Source organism: Streptomyces huiliensis (assembly GCF_020037025.1).
Taxonomy (GTDB): domain Bacteria; phylum Actinomycetota; class Actinomycetes; order Streptomycetales; family Streptomycetaceae; genus Streptomyces; species Streptomyces huiliensis.
The window spans coordinates 1-13,649 of record NZ_JAIQLH010000250.1; the positions used below are offsets into that span (position 1 = coordinate 1).

Below are 13,649 nucleotides of genomic sequence, written 5' to 3' on the forward strand. Positions count from 1 at the left end.
CTCGCCCGCCGCGATCCGGCGCGCCTCGGCCGCGCTCAGCCGCAGCCGCCGGGACAGGCCCTGCGCCACGAACCAGCCCACCACCGCCATCAGCACCACGGTCACCGCGCCCGCCAGCAGCAGCGCCCAGTCCAGGGCGCGCTGGAACGCGTCCCGCTTGGGGAAGGACGCCGAGACCGACAGCACCTTGCCGGAGCCGACGCCCGTCGCCGCCCACACCCGGGGGTCCTCACCGCCGCTGATGTACGTCCCCGAGCGGCCCTGCGCCACCGCCTTGGCCAGCGGCGCCGGCAGCGCCGCGTCGTCCAGCTGCGCGTTCAGCGTCACCTGCCCCTCCCGCTGGTACAGCTGGAGGGCGGAGCTCAGCAGCCGGTCCTGCTGGGCCCGCGCCTGGCGGTCGCGTTCGAGGCCGGAGACGTGGTGCACGGCCACGCCGAGCAGCACGACCGCCAGCGCGGTGACGGAGGAGATCGCCAGCGCGATCCGGCCGCGGATGCCCATCACGTGATCGAGTACGTCTCGGTCGTCTTCCCGGCCGGGGTGAGGCCCGTGTAGACGACCTCGACCGAGGTGAACGCCAGCATCCCGTCGACCTTCCGCGGCCGGGAGAGCGTCAGCCGGGCCGGGAACGAGGTACGCGCCGAGCCGTTCGCGCCGCTGGAGACCAGCACCACGCCGTCGCCCTCGGCCTTGTCCGCCGTGTACTCGCCCCACTCGATGTCGCTCGCCACCGCGCCGCCGTTGGCGCAGCTCAGGGTGATGATCTTCGGCTCCAGCAGCAGTTCGCCGTAGCCGCAGTCACGGACGCCGGGCAGCTCCTGGGAGGCGCCCGGCGCCAGTTCGGCCCGGGCCGACGCCTGGTCCCGCTGCTCCTGCTGCTCCTTCTTGGCGCGCGCCGTCTGCGGCGCGTCGGACACGGCGTTCGCCCGGTCCGCTCCCTGCCCCAGCCACACGCCCCCGAGGACCAGCACCGCGACCCCGCCGGACATCCCCAGGAGGGTACGCGCGCGGACCCGCCGACGGGGTACGGCACGGTCGGTCATCGGACTCTCTTCCTCGGTCGGAGCGCGGGCGGGCGGTCGGGGGCGGACTGCCGGGACGGTCGGGGTGGTCGAGGTGGTCGAGGTGGTCGAGGTGGTCGAGGTGGTCGAGGTGGTCGAGGTGGTCGAGGTGGTGGACGAACGGTCCGCGCGGTGCGCCTGTCTCTCCCCCGGTGTGAGGGACGGGGAAATCGGGGGTCGCGTTCCCTTTGGCGGAGGACCGGTTCGTACGGGTGACGCGCCGCACACGCGTTCGCCGCGCCCGGGGCGGCGGTCCCGCTTTCCCGCCGCTTCCGGCCGGCCGGCCGACGCTCCGTCACCGGGCCCGCCGGGTACGCCGGACGGGCCGGGAGCGTGGCCCGGAGCATGGCCCGGAGCGTGGCCGGACTCCCTCTCCCGCGTGCCGTCCGGCCCAGTACAGTAGGCACGGCACCGGCACCCGTACGCCAAGGGCTGAGCGGCGATCTTTAGGTGGTCGTGTTTGTCGGTTCGAATCCGACCGGGTGCACAGGAAACCGACGGCCCGGCTCGCGAACGATGATGCTCGCGAGCCGGGCCGTCGGCGTACCGGGGGCTCCGGTCTCAGCCCAGCAGCTCCCGCACCACCGGCACCAGGGCGCGGAAGGCCTGGCCGCGGTGGCTGATGGCGTTCTTCTCCTCGGCGGTCAGCTCGGCGCAGGTGCGGGTCTCGCCGTCGGGCTGGAGGATCGGGTCGTAGCCGAAGCCGCCGGAGCCGGCGGGCTCGGTACGGAGCGTGCCGCGCAGCCGTCCCTCGACCACCCGCTCGGTGCCGTCCGGCAGGGCCAGGGCGGCGGCGCAGGCGAAGTGCGCGGCGCGGTGCGGGGCGGCGATGTCGGACAGCTGGGCGAGGAGGAGGTCCAGGTTGGCCTTGTCGTCGCCGTGCCGACCCGCCCAGCGGGCCGAGAAGATGCCGGGGGCGCCGTTCAGGACGTCCACGCAGAGGCCGGAGTCGTCGGCCACGGCGGGCAGGCCGGTGGCCCGGGCCAGGGCGTGCGCCTTGAGCAGGGCGTTCTCGGCGAAGGTGACGCCGGTCTCCTTGACGTCGGGGATCTCGGGGTAGGCGTCGGCGCCCACGAGTTCGACGTCGAGGCCGGATCCGGTGAGGATCGAGCGCAGCTCGGTGACCTTGTGGGCGTTGCGGGTGGCGAGGATGAGGCGCTTCATGGGCTCCGATTATTCACGCCGGCCGGGACGCGGCCGGTTCCGCCCCGGGCGGCGTCAGCCCTTGGTACACGCCGTGGTCAGCGCCCCGGCCGCCTTCGTGAGGGCGCCGACGTCCGGGCGCTCGCCGTCGCCGACGCTGTCCTGGATGTCGTCCACGGCCGCGGTGACCGCGCCGATGGCGTCCTTGACCGCCGAGTCGCCCTCGGTGTCGGTGTCGCTGTCGGAGTCGGTCCTGCGGGTGAGCTCGCCCAGATCCCGGTTGATCTTGTCGATGAACTCCTGGGCGCCCTGCGGGTCCTTGGAGTCGTCGGCGATGGTCCGCCGCAGGTCCCGGACGTCGCGCTGCAGGTCCTTGGCGAGGGCGCCGCAGTCCGCGGCCGCCCGTGCCTGGGAGCAGGAGGCCACGGCGGGCAGGGCGAGGGCCGCCGCGGCGAGGGCCACGACGGCGGTGGTGCGGCGCGGACGGTGGTGGCGCGAGGCCATGCGACGGTTCCCCTCCGGTGGGCGTGCTGCCCGGTGGTCACGGGGGCACGGCCCCCTCGCCGCGCCCCCAGCATGGTAGCTACAGCGTCCGTTCGAGCGCCGCGCGCTGGGCGGCGTCCAGGTCGGCGCAGCCCTTGACGGCGAGGTCGAGGAGGGCGTCGAGCTCGGCGCGGTCGAACGGCTGGGCCTCGGCGGTGCCCTGGACCTCGACGAAGCGGCCGTCGCCGGTGCAGACGACGTTCATGTCGGTCTCGGCGCGGACGTCCTCCTCGTAGCGGAGGTCGAGGAGGGGTGTGCCGTCGACGATGCCGACGCTGACGGCGGAGACGGTGCCGGTGAGCGGGTGGCGGCCGTGCTTGACGAGCTTCTTCCGCTGCGCCCAGGCGACGGCGTCGGCGAGTGCGACGTAGGCGCCGGTGATGGCGGCGGTGCGGGTGCCGCCGTCGGCCTGGAGGACGTCGCAGTCGAGGACGATCGTGTTCTCGCCGAGCGCCTTGTAGTCGATGACGGCGCGCAGCGAGCGGCCGATGAGGCGGGAGATCTCGTGGGTGCGGCCGCCGATCTTGCCGCGGACGGACTCGCGGTCGCCGCGGGTGTTGGTGGCGCGGGGCAGCATCGCGTACTCGGCGGTGACCCAGCCCTCGCCGCTGCCCTTGCGCCAGCGCGGGACGCCCTCGGTGACGCTGGCGGTGCAGAGGACCTTGGTGTCGCCGAAGGAGACGAGGACGGAGCCCTCTGCGTGCTTGCTCCAACCGCGCTGGATGGTCACGGGGCGGAGCTGGTCGGGCGTGCGGCCGTCGATGCGAGACATGGTGATGAGCCTATCGGGATCGCGAAGGGCCCTGTTCCGGTTCGTGCGCGTTCCCGCGCGACCGAACCGGGACAGGGCCCCTCGCCGTGAGCTCGGTGGCTCACATCATGTCCTCGATCTCCGCGGCGATCGGGTCCGCGTCGGTGCCGATGACGACCTGGATGGCGTTGCCCATCTTCACGACGCCGTGCGCGCCGGCGGCCTTGAGGGCGGCCTCGTCGACCAGCTCCGGGTCGTTGACCTCGGTGCGGAGACGGGTGATGCAGCCCTCGATCTCCTCGATGTTGTCGAGCCCGCCGAGACCGGCGACGATCTTCTCTGCCTTGCTGGCCATGTGCACTCCTGTTGTCTCGGCTCGGCGGTCCCGCCGACCGGCTTTCCCACGTTAACCCACGTTCAGACCAATTACGTGGGCGTATGTCCGTCATCTGGCGAAAGATGGCGGCCACCGGGCGCCGCCTTCCGGTTGCCCGGAATCGCAGCCCTAAATGGTCTACACCAGTATGCCAGCCGGGAGGACGCAGATGAGCGCGGAGGCCACCGCAGCACCCCGGCGGAAGCCGTGGCAGGGCTTCCTCGGGGGCCTGCAGAAGATGGGGCGCAGCCTCCAGCTGCCGATCGCGGTACTCCCGGCCGCCGGCATCCTCAACCGGCTGGGCCAGCCCGACGTCTTCGGCGCCGACGGCCTGGGCTGGACGGACGTCGCCAAGGTCTTCGCCGGGGCGGGCGGCGCGCTGCTCGACTCGGGGCTCGGGCTGCCGCTGCTGTTCTGCGTGGGCGTCGCGATCGGCATGGCGAAGAAGGCGGACGGCTCGACGGCGCTGGCGGCGGTCGTGGCCTTCCTCGTCTACTTCTCGGTGCTGCACCAGTTCCCCGAGGACTGCCCGCAGACGGCGAAGTTCGCGGGGGCCGGGCTGTGGAGCGGGGTCTGCGTCTCGGGGGCGGGCGCGGCGACGCTCGCCGGCTACCAGAACCCCGGGGTCTTCGGCGGCATCGTGATCGGGCTGCTGAGCGCCTGGTTCTGGGTCCGTTTCCACCGGGTGCGGCTGGTGGACTGGCTGGGCTTCTTCAACGGCCGCCGGCTCGTCCCGATCATGATGTCGTTCGTCGCGCTGCTCTTCGCGGTGGTCTGCCTGTGGGTGTGGCCGCCGGTCGGCGACGCGCTGACCAGCTTCAGCCAGTGGCTGTCGGACCTCGGCGAGACGGGCGCCGGCGTCTTCGGGGTGGCGAACCGGGCGCTGCTGGTCGTGGGGCTGCACCAGTTCCTGAACACGTTCATGTGGTTCCAGTTCGGCGACTACACCAAGCCGGACGGGACCGTGGTGCACGGCGACATCAACCGCTTCCTGGCCGGCGACCCGTCGGCCGGTCAGTTCACCACCGGCTTCTTCCCCATCATGATGTTCGCCCTGCCGGCGGCGGCGCTGGCGATCACGCACTGCGCCCGCCCCGAGAACCGGAAGGTCGTCGGCGGCATGATGCTCTCGGTCGGCCTGACGTCGTTCGTCACGGGGATCACCGAGCCGATCGAGTACTCGTTCCTCTTCATCGCGCCGGTGCTGTACGCGGTGCACGCGCTGCTCACGGGCGTGTCGATGGCGGTGAGCTGGGCGTTCGGCGTGCACGACGGTTTCAGTTTCTCGGCGGGACTGATCGACTACGTGATCAACTGGGGACTGGCGACGCGGCCGTGGCTGATCATTCCGATCGGGCTCGGATTCGCGGTCCTCTATTACGTGATCTTCCGGTTCGCCATCGTGAAGTTCGATCTCCCGACGCCGGGGCGCGAGCCCGCGGAGGTGGCGGAGGAGATCCAGGAGGGGAACGTCAAGCCGTAGCGCCTCCGTCACGCGGCCGCACGGCCCCCGGGCACACCCCCGGAGGGCCGTGCTCCGGCGTCCCGTCACAATCGGAAGTCGCGGATTCCTTTATGCCGGACTCACGTGCTACAACAGGTCTAAACCACTTGTGGTTTAGACCATAATGCGGGCCGATCCACACCCCCCGAGTGCCCGCCTCACCTGGAGGAATCCGATGAGTACGGCCACCGCGAAGGCGGCCCCCACTAAGACCCCCGCAAAGAAGCGGAGGCAGGGCGTGATGCAGGGCCTGCAGAAGGTGGGTCGCAGCCTCCAGCTGCCGATCGCCGTCCTGCCGGCCGCGGGCATCATGGTCCGCCTCGGTCAGCCCGACGTCTTCGGCAAGGACGGCCTCGGCTGGGACAAGGTCTCCGCCGTCTTCGGCAACGCGGGCGGCGCCATCACCGGCGCCCTGCCGCTGCTGTTCTGCCTCGGTGTCGCCATCGGCTTCGCCAAGAAGGCGGACGGCTCCACCGCGCTCGCGGCCGTCGTCGGCTTCCTCGTCTACAGCAAGGTCCTCCAGGCCTTCCCGATCGTCGAGCAGCACATCGCCAACGGCAAGATCGTCGAGGCCAAGTACAACGACCCCGGTGTCCTCGGCGGCATCATCATGGGTCTGCTCGCCGCCGTGCTGTGGCAGCGGTTCCACCGCACCAAGCTGGTCGACTGGCTCGGCTTCTTCAACGGCCGCCGCCTCGTGCCGATCATCATGGCCTTCGTCGGCCTGGTCGTCGGCGTCTTCTTCGGCCTCGTCTGGGAGCCGATCGGTGACGGCATCACCAGCTTCGGCGAGTGGATGACCGGCCTCGGCGCCGGTGGCGCGGCCCTCTTCGGCGGCGTGAACCGCGGGCTCATCCCGATCGGCATGCACCAGTTCGTCAACACCGTCGCCTGGTTCCAGCTCGGCGACTTCACCAACTCGGCCGGCGAGGTCGTCCACGGTGACATCACCCGCTTCCTGGCGGGCGACCCGGACGCGGGCATGTTCCAGTCCGGCTTCTTCCCGATCATGATGTTCGGCCTCCCGGCCGCCGCCCTCGCCATCGCGCACACGGCACGCCCCGAGAACCGCAAGGTCGTTCTGGGCATGATGGTCTCGCTGGCGCTGACCTCGTTCGTCACCGGTGTCACCGAGCCGATCGAGTTCACGTTCATGTTCCTCGCGCCGGTGCTGTACGCGATCCACGCGCTGCTCACCGCCCTGTCGATGGCCGTCACGTGGGCGCTCGGCGTGCACGCGGGCTTCAACTTCTCGGCGGGGTTCATCGACTACGCGCTGAACTGGACGCACGCGACGAAGCCGTGGCTGATCATTCCGATCGGGCTGGTCTTCGGTGCGGTGTACTACGTGCTCTTCCGGTTCGCGATCGTCAAGTTCAATCTGCCGACGCCTGGGCGTGAGGTGGATCCGGAGATGGCGGAGGCGGTTGCCACGGCGGAGGCCGAGGCGAAGCCGGCTCCTGTTCCGGCTCCGGCTGCTGCTCCGGCCAAGGCCGACGCGAAGGCCGGCGGCAAGCCGGCTGCCGCCAAGGCCGGGTCTGGTGCCAAGGGCAAGACGCCTGCTCAGCGGAAGCGGAAGTCTTCCAAGTCCAAGCGCTGACCTTGTCGAGCTGAGCCCCCGGGACCTTCGGTCCCGGGGGTTTTGATTTGCCCCGGACCCGCCCCTTCACCGTTTCTTGCGGGGGCTGCGCCCCCGCACCCCCGAAGCGCCCTGCGGGCTCCCCCAGAGGGGGTACCCCCAGTCCTCAAACGCCGGACGGGCTGAATCAGCCCGTCCGGCGTTTGAGGACAAGGGGGTCTGGGGGCAGCCCCCAGGAAACGGTGAAGGGGCGGGACTGGGGCACCCTAGAACTCGTACACCGCCCCCGCGTGGGCGAGCTCCGCCGGGCCGTCGTACAAGGAGCGCGCGTCGCGCAGGTTGCGCAGCGGGTCCGTCCACGGCGGGATGTGGGTGAGGACGAGACGGCCCACGCGCGCGTCGGCGGCGACGCGGCCCGCCTCCAGGCCGTTGAGGTGGAGGTCGGGGATGTCCTCCTTGCCGTGGGTGAAGGACGCTTCGCAGAGCAGCAGGTCGGCGTCCTTGGCGAGGGAGTCGAGGGCCCCGCAGGGGCCCGTGTCGCCGGAGTAGACGAGGGCGGAGCCGCCGTGTTCCACCCGGAAGGCGAACGCCTCGACGGGGTGGTTGACGCGGTCGGTGAAGACGGTGAACGGGCCGGCGGAGAAGCTGCCGGGTTCGAGGGTGCGGAAGTCGAAGACCTCGCTCATGCAGGCGGGGTCCGGTACGTCGCCGTAGGCGGTGAGCAGCCGCTGTTCGGTGCCCTCGGGGCCGTACACCGGAATGGCGTGGGCCCGGCCGCCGTCGTGCCGGTAGTAGCGGGCGACGAAGTAGCCGCACATGTCGATGCAGTGGTCGGGGTGCAGGTGGGACAGGAGCACGGCGTCGAGGTCGTACAGGCCGATGTGGCGCTGGAGCTCGCCCAGGGCGCCGTTGCCCATGTCGAGGAGCAGCCGGTAGCCGTCGGCCTCCACCAGATAGCTCGAACAGGCGGATTCCGTGGACGGGAACGAGCCCGCGCATCCGACGACGGTGAGCTTCATGCGGGCCTGAACCTCCGTGGGCCGGTGACGGGGGGCCGGTGACCGTGCGGTGGGTCCGAGGGTAAGGCGGGAACCGGGCGGCCGCTCCCTGGTGGGCCGGGTCTGTGGCTGGAATCACCAGGACGGACGCCACCGGCGGAAAGCGGTGCGCCGGAGCGCGCGAAAACCCGCCCGCGCCCCTCGGGGGCGGCGGACGGGTGCGCAGTGCGGTGGCGGCCGCGCGGGCCGCTAGAGCGGCCGGACGCGCTCGGCCCGGTCGAGGGTGTCCATGAAGCGCCGGAAGCGCTCGGCGGACTCCTCGCTGCCGGCCGTCACCGTGAACTCCTCCGGCGACATGACGGCCGCGAGCCGTTCACGCGTCTCAGGGGCGAGCGCATCCCAGGCCGCCCGATCCAGCCGTGACTGCGCCGCAGTTTCCGCACTGCCAGTTTCCATTGTTGAGTTGCCTCATGTCCGAAGATCCACATGCTGGACAGTTCATGTGCGTCTCCTACGGGATGATGTCAGCCGGTCGCCAACATCGGTAGGGGCAGTCTCTCCGGCGGCCCCGGCCCGCCCCCTGGCGGGTGCTCAGGCCCAGAGCTGGCCGTGCAGGGCCGCCACCGCGGCCTCCGTGGTGGGCGCGGTGTACAGGCCGGTGGACAGGTACTTCCAGCCGCCGTCGGCCACGATGAAGACGATGTCGGCCTGCTCCCCGGCGCGTTGGGCCTTGCGCGCGACGCCGAGCGCGGCGTGCAGCACGGCGCCGGTGGAGACGCCCGCGAAGATTCCCTCCTCGGCGAGGAGTTCGCGGGTGCGGCGCACGGCGTCCTCGGAGCCGACGGAGTAGCGGGTGGTGAGGACCGTCTCGTCGTAGAGCTCGGGCACGAAGCCCTCGTCGAGGTTGCGCAGGCCGTAGACGAGGTCGTCGTACCGCGGCTCGGCGGCGACGATCCGTACGTCCGGGACGTGTTCGCGCAGGTAGCGGCCGACGCCCATCAGGGTGCCGGTGGTGCCGAGGCCGGCCACGAAGTGGGTGATCCCGGGGAGGTCGGCGAGGATCTCCGGGCCGGTCGTGGCGTAGTGGGCGCCGGCGTTGTCGGGGTTCCCGTACTGGTAGAGCATCACCCAGTCGGGGTGCTCGGCGGCCAGCTCCTTGGCGACGCGCACCGCCGTGTTCGAACCCCCGGCCGCGGGCGAGGAGATGATCTCCGCGCCCCACATGGCCAGCAGCTGCCGCCGCTCCTCGCTGGTGTTCTCGGGCATCACGCAGACGATGCGGTAGCCCTTGAGGCGGGCGGCCATGGCCAGCGAGATGCCGGTGTTGCCCGACGTGGGCTCCAGGATCATGCAGCCGGGCGTCAGCCGGCCGGCCTTCTCCGCCTGCTCGATCATGTGCAGGGCGGGGCGGTCCTTGACGGACCCGGTGGGGTTGCGATCCTCCAGCTTCGCCCAGATCCGGACGTCCCCGGAGGGGGACAGCCGGGGCAGGCGGACCAGCGGGGTGTCGCCGACCGCGGCCAGCGGGCTGTCGTACCGCATGCCTAGCGGGCCCCGCCCGCGACGGCCGGGAGGATGGTGACGTTGTCGCCGTCGGCGAGTTCCGTGCCCAGGCCGGCCAGGAAGCGGACGTCCTCGTCGTTCAGGTAGACGTTGACGAACCGGCGCAGCGCACCGCCGTCGTCGATCAGCCGCTCGCGGATGCCCGGGTGGCGGGAGTCCAGGTCCTTGAAGAGCTCGTCGATCGTGGCCCCGGCGCCCTGGACGGTCTTCGCACCGTCGGTGTGGGTGCGGAGGATGGTCGGGATGCGTACCTCGATGGCCATGGTGGTGCTCCTCGTCGGAGTGCGGAGGTTGCGTGGGTGCGGAGGGACATGCGGGACGGCTGGGGGCGGGGCACGGAACGGGTGTTCCCCCCGGACAACCGTGGGCGCATGCTATCGATTCCCCGCCCCGCTCCCCCATGGCCGTCCCGGTCGGCGGGACGCCCCGTCCCGGCCCGTGGGACGGTTCAGTACGCCGCGACGATCCGGACCTCTTCCTCGGTGATCTCGCCGTCCACGATCCGGAACGAACGGAACTGGAAGGGGCCCGATCCGTCGGTGTCCGCCGTGGAGACCAGCACGTAGTGGGCGCCCGGCTCGTTGGCGTACGAGACGTCCGTGCGGGACGGGTACGCCTCGGTGGCGGTGTGCGAGTGGTAGATGACCACCGGCTCCTCGTCGCGGTCGTCCAGCTCGCGGTAGAGCTTGAGCAGGTCGGTGGAGTCGAACTCGTAGAACGTGGGCGAGCGGGCGGCGTTGAGCATGGGGACGAACCGCTCGGGGCGGTCGCTGCCGGCCGGGCCGGCGACCACGCCGCACGCCTCGTCGGGGTGGTCGGCGCGGGCGTGCTCGACGATCCGGTCGTGCAGGGCCTGGGTGATGGTCAGCATGCGCGCCAGCATAGGTCGGGGTGCGCGGGGCCCCGCGGGGGCCGTGACGGACGCCACTGGCCCGCCCCGATCCCGCAACACCACGGAAACGCGACGGGCCCGCCGCGCACCGGGGGGGGGGAGGTGCGGGCGGGCCCGATGGCCCGGCGTGGTGCCGGCGTCAGGCGGCCTGGTCGACGCCTTCCCGGGCGGCGGCCGAGTAGTCCTTGCGCTCGAACGCCTGCGGGTTGCGGGCCTTGAGCACGAAGTACGACACGACCATGATCGCGGCCCAGATCGGCGCGCAGTACAGCGAGATCCGCGAGTCCTTGTCGATGCCCATCAGCACGATCACCATGCCGATGAAGGCGAGGGCGAAGAGGCTGGTCCAGGGCGCTCCGGGAGCCTTGAACTCCGACTGCGGCAGCTCGCCGCGGTCGGCCTTGCGGCGGTAGCGGAGCTGGGCCAGGAGGATCATGATCCAGGCCCACATGCCGGAGATGGTGGCGAAGGAGACGACGTACTCGAACGCCTTGCCCGGCCACTGGTAGTTGATCCACACGCCGACGAGCATGCACGCCGCGGAGACGGTGGTGCCGCGCAGCGGCAGACCGCGCTTGGTCAGGGCGGCGAAGAACTTCGGGCCCTGGCCGTTGAGCGCCAGGTCGCGCAGCATGCGGCCGGTGGAGTACATGCCGGAGTTGCAGGACGACAGCGCCGCGGTGAGGACCACGAAGTTGACGATTCCGGCGCCGGCCGGCAGGCCGATCTTGGCGAAGGCCGCGACGAACGGGCTGACGCCCGGCTCGAAGACGGTCCAGCTGACCACGGACAGGATGATGATCAGCGCGCCCACGTAGAAGACGGCGATCCGCCACGGCACGGTGTTGATGGCCTTGGGCAGCGTCTTCTTGGGGTCGGTCGCCTCGCCCGCGGTGACGCCGACGAGCTCGACGGCGAGGAACGCGAACATGACGATCTGGAGCGTCATCAGCGTGCCGCCGATGCCCTCGGGGAAGAACCCGCCGTCGGACCACAGCAGCGAGAACGACGCGGTGTCGCCGGCGTCGGAGAAGCCGAGCGTGATCACGCCGATGCCGATCAGGATCATGCCGATGATGGCGGTGACCTTGACCATGGAGAACCAGAACTCCAGCTCGCCGAAGAGCTTCACGGAGATCAGGTTGGCCAGGTAGAGAACGGCCGTGAAGACCAGGGCCGAGGCCCATTGCGGGATCGACTTGTCCCAGTACTGGACGTACTTGGCCGCCGCGGTCACCTCGGTGATGCCGGTGACGACCCAGAACAGCCAGTAGGTCCAGCCGGTCACGTAGCCCCAGAACGGCCCGAGGAACTCACGGGCGTAGTCCGAGAAGGAGCCCGAGACCGGGCGGTACATGAGGAGCTCGCCGAGCGCCCGCATGATGAAGAAGATGACGAGGCCCGCTATCGCGTACGCGAGGATGAGACTCGGTCCGGCCTTGGATATGGCCGTGCCGGCGCCGAGGAAGAGCCCCGTGCCGATGGCGCCACCAATGGCGATCATCTGGATCTGTCGGTTGCCCAGCCCCCGCTGGTAACCCTCGGAAGCTTCGCCGCTTCCGTCCCGCTCGCCGGCCTCGCCGGCGACGCGGTCCGCGACCTGCTCAGAGGTCATGGTGGAACGCCTTTCTCCATACCGATCCGGATCGTCCGGATCGGGTTCCGATCCCCCCGGATGGAGTCCTGCACGTGCCGACGGTCGGTCGGCGATAGCGCTCCCGCTCCACGACATGGGTGGCGTCGGTGGATGCAGGTCGTGAAGATTTATCACGGGTAATACGTAGATCGCCAGTTCGAATGTGCCGCAGGCCACAGGCAAATCTGGGTGAACCCCGAAAACACGGGCGTGCACCCCACTGCGGTAATGGGATCGTTATCCGGACACTCTTACCCGGAAAGCGGACGAAGATCGTCCGTAAAGATCCACGAGTCGTCCGTGAAGGCCCACGAGTCGTCCGTAAAGGCCCACGAGGGCGGGACCGCCTAGCGCGGGCCCAGCGTCTCGATCAGCGTCTCCTGGAGCCCGCCGAGCCACAGGTAGGCCATCACCATCGGCTTGCGCGGATCGTCGTCCGGCAGCCGGAAGAGGGCGTCGCCCTCGTCCTCGTCGGCGATCTCCAGCCGGGCGGCGATGGTGAGCCGGAGGTCGTTGAGGGTGCCCAGCCACTGCCGGGAGCCCTCCGGGGAGAGCCGGAGCACGGCCGCGCCGCCCCCGGGGCCGTCCGCCGGGGAGAGCCCGTCCAGCGAGCGGACGACCGCCAGGCCGTCGTCGCGCTTGCGGGCGCGCAGGTCGTTCTCGGTGTAGCGGCGGAACTCGGCGGCGTACGCGCGGGCCTGCTCGTCCTGCTCGGCGCCGGGCGTGCCGTAGGCGTCCGGGAAGAGGCGGGCCAGCGCCGGGTCGGCGGGCGGCTCGCTGGGGCCCTCGGCGAAGAGGCGCGCCAAGGGGTCCTCCTCCGCGTCCGCGGGCCCGTCGTCGGGGCCGATCAGCTCCAGGAGCTGCACGGTCAGGTTGCGGAGGATGGAGATCTCGATCTCGTCCAGGGCGATGGCCGCCCCGCCGCCGGCCAGCGGCTCGAAGTGCCCGGACATCAGCGGTCCTGCGAGAGGGTCGCCCACAGGCCGTAGCCGTGCATGGCCTGCACGTCGCGCTCCATCTCCTCGCGCGATCCGCTGGAGACCGTGGCGCGGCCCTTGTGGTGGACGTCGAGCATCAGTTTGCGGGCCTTGTCCTTGGAGTATCCGAAGTACGCCTGGAAGACGTAGGTGACATAGCTCATGAGGTTCACGGGGTCGTTGTGGACCAGGGTGACCCAGGGAACGTCGGGCTCGGTCACGGCGAAGGGGGATTCGCCCGTCTCCGGACGTTCGATCTCGACAGGTGCCACACTCACGCCCGCTCCACGCCTCGCTTCTCCGTCGGGACACGGCCGGTCCATACGTACTTCCCATGCTGCCACTTCACGGCTCCCGGCGCACAAACGGCCCCCCGAAATCGTCACTCTGACGAGTATTCGCGATAGCATCCGGACGACGCCAGAACGGGAATGCGAGGTAGGGCCAAGTGAACGCTGCGGACCTGGGGCTGCCGGTGGCTGTGCCGTCGACGGCGCTCTTCACCGACCGGTACGAACTCACGATGCTGCAGGCCGCGCTCCGCGCCGGGACGGCCGGACGCCGCTCGGTGTTCGAGGTCTTCACCCGGCGGCTGCCCGAGGGCCGCCGGTACGGCGTGGTGGCGG

General features: G+C 70.8%; 13 protein-coding genes, 1 tRNA gene and 4 pseudogenes. 4 read left to right on the forward strand and 14 right to left on the reverse strand.

Annotation, left to right across the window (positions count from 1 at the left end):
• Nucleotides 1–501 (reverse strand): annotated as a pseudogene (locus JNW98_RS29870) (two-component sensor histidine kinase); the annotation flags it as partial.
• Complete coding sequence (locus tag JNW98_RS29875; RefSeq protein WP_223771423.1) at nt 501–989, reverse strand: hypothetical protein; 489 nt, start codon at nt 987–989, stop codon at nt 501–503. The pseudogene JNW98_RS29870 and the gene JNW98_RS29875, both read right to left, overlap by 1 nt.
• A gap of 486 nt (nt 990–1,475) precedes the next feature.
• Here JNW98_RS29875 and JNW98_RS29880 point away from each other — a divergent pair.
• Nucleotides 1,476–1,548: transfer RNA gene (locus JNW98_RS29880), tRNA-Leu, on the forward strand.
• Nucleotides 1,549–1,622: 74 nt separating this feature from the next.
• Here JNW98_RS29880 and rdgB read toward each other — a convergent pair.
• The 4 genes and pseudogenes from rdgB to JNW98_RS29900 form a co-directional block, all read right to left on the reverse strand.
• Complete coding sequence (gene rdgB, locus JNW98_RS29885; protein ID WP_185944241.1) at nt 1,623–2,225, reverse strand: RdgB/HAM1 family non-canonical purine NTP pyrophosphatase; 603 nt, start codon at nt 2,223–2,225, stop codon at nt 1,623–1,625.
• A gap of 54 nt (nt 2,226–2,279) precedes the next feature.
• A complete protein-coding gene (locus JNW98_RS29890; protein ID WP_223771424.1) occupies nt 2,280–2,708 on the reverse strand; it encodes a hypothetical protein in 429 nt (142 codons plus the stop codon).
• 79 nt (nt 2,709–2,787) lie between these two features.
• The gene (rph, locus tag JNW98_RS29895; RefSeq protein WP_223771425.1) at nt 2,788–3,519 is read right to left on the reverse strand and encodes a ribonuclease PH; all 732 of its coding nucleotides are present in this window, start codon (nt 3,517–3,519) and stop codon (nt 2,788–2,790) included.
• Between the two features lie 100 nt (nt 3,520–3,619).
• A pseudogene (locus tag JNW98_RS29900) lies at nt 3,620–3,865 on the reverse strand (PTS sugar transporter subunit IIB); the annotation flags it as partial.
• A gap of 178 nt (nt 3,866–4,043) precedes the next feature.
• On the opposite strand from JNW98_RS29900, the gene JNW98_RS29905 reads away from it, so the two are divergent.
• On the forward strand, nt 4,044–5,357 hold the full coding sequence (locus JNW98_RS29905; protein WP_223771427.1) for a PTS transporter subunit EIIC: 1,314 nt from the start codon (nt 4,044–4,046) through the stop codon (nt 5,355–5,357).
• A gap of 196 nt (nt 5,358–5,553) precedes the next feature.
• Nucleotides 5,554–6,801 (forward strand): annotated as a pseudogene (locus JNW98_RS29910) (PTS transporter subunit EIIC); the annotation flags it as partial.
• 422 nt (nt 6,802–7,223) lie between these two features.
• Here the strand turns inward: JNW98_RS29910 and JNW98_RS29915 are convergent.
• The 8 genes from JNW98_RS29915 to clpS form a co-directional block, all read right to left on the reverse strand.
• On the reverse strand, nt 7,224–7,976 hold the full coding sequence (locus JNW98_RS29915; protein ID WP_223771429.1) for an MBL fold metallo-hydrolase: 753 nt from the start codon (nt 7,974–7,976) through the stop codon (nt 7,224–7,226).
• A 361-nt stretch (nt 7,977–8,337) separates the two neighbouring features.
• A complete protein-coding gene (locus JNW98_RS36965) occupies nt 8,338–8,457 on the reverse strand; it encodes an eL43 family ribosomal protein (protein WP_152262506.1) in 120 nt (39 codons plus the stop codon).
• An 89-nt stretch (nt 8,458–8,546) separates the two neighbouring features.
• Nucleotides 8,547–9,497 carry a PLP-dependent cysteine synthase family protein gene (locus JNW98_RS29925; RefSeq protein WP_223771430.1) on the reverse strand — a complete coding sequence of 317 codons (951 nt, stop codon included), beginning with the start codon at nt 9,495–9,497 and terminating at the stop codon, nt 8,547–8,549.
• 2 nt (nt 9,498–9,499) lie between these two features.
• Nucleotides 9,500–9,781, reverse strand: a complete 282-nt coding sequence (locus JNW98_RS29930; RefSeq protein ID WP_223771431.1) for a MoaD/ThiS family protein — start codon at nt 9,779–9,781, stop codon at nt 9,500–9,502.
• Between the two features lie 185 nt (nt 9,782–9,966).
• The gene (locus tag JNW98_RS29935; RefSeq protein ID WP_223771432.1) at nt 9,967–10,389 is read right to left on the reverse strand and encodes a M67 family metallopeptidase; all 423 of its coding nucleotides are present in this window, start codon (nt 10,387–10,389) and stop codon (nt 9,967–9,969) included.
• A gap of 160 nt (nt 10,390–10,549) precedes the next feature.
• Nucleotides 10,550–12,025, reverse strand: coding sequence for an amino acid permease (locus tag JNW98_RS29940; protein WP_223771433.1), 1,476 nt, complete (start codon nt 12,023–12,025; stop codon nt 10,550–10,552).
• A 368-nt stretch (nt 12,026–12,393) separates the two neighbouring features.
• Nucleotides 12,394–12,999, reverse strand: a complete 606-nt coding sequence (locus JNW98_RS29945; protein ID WP_223771434.1) for a DUF2017 domain-containing protein — start codon at nt 12,997–12,999, stop codon at nt 12,394–12,396.
• The gene (gene clpS / locus JNW98_RS29950; protein ID WP_223771435.1) at nt 12,999–13,301 is read right to left on the reverse strand and encodes an ATP-dependent Clp protease adapter ClpS; all 303 of its coding nucleotides are present in this window, start codon (nt 13,299–13,301) and stop codon (nt 12,999–13,001) included. The genes JNW98_RS29945 and clpS overlap by 1 nt, the downstream gene beginning before the upstream one ends.
• A 170-nt stretch (nt 13,302–13,471) precedes the next feature.
• Here clpS and JNW98_RS29955 point away from each other — a divergent pair.
• Nucleotides 13,472–13,649, forward strand: a pseudogene (locus JNW98_RS29955) (nicotinate phosphoribosyltransferase); the annotation flags it as partial.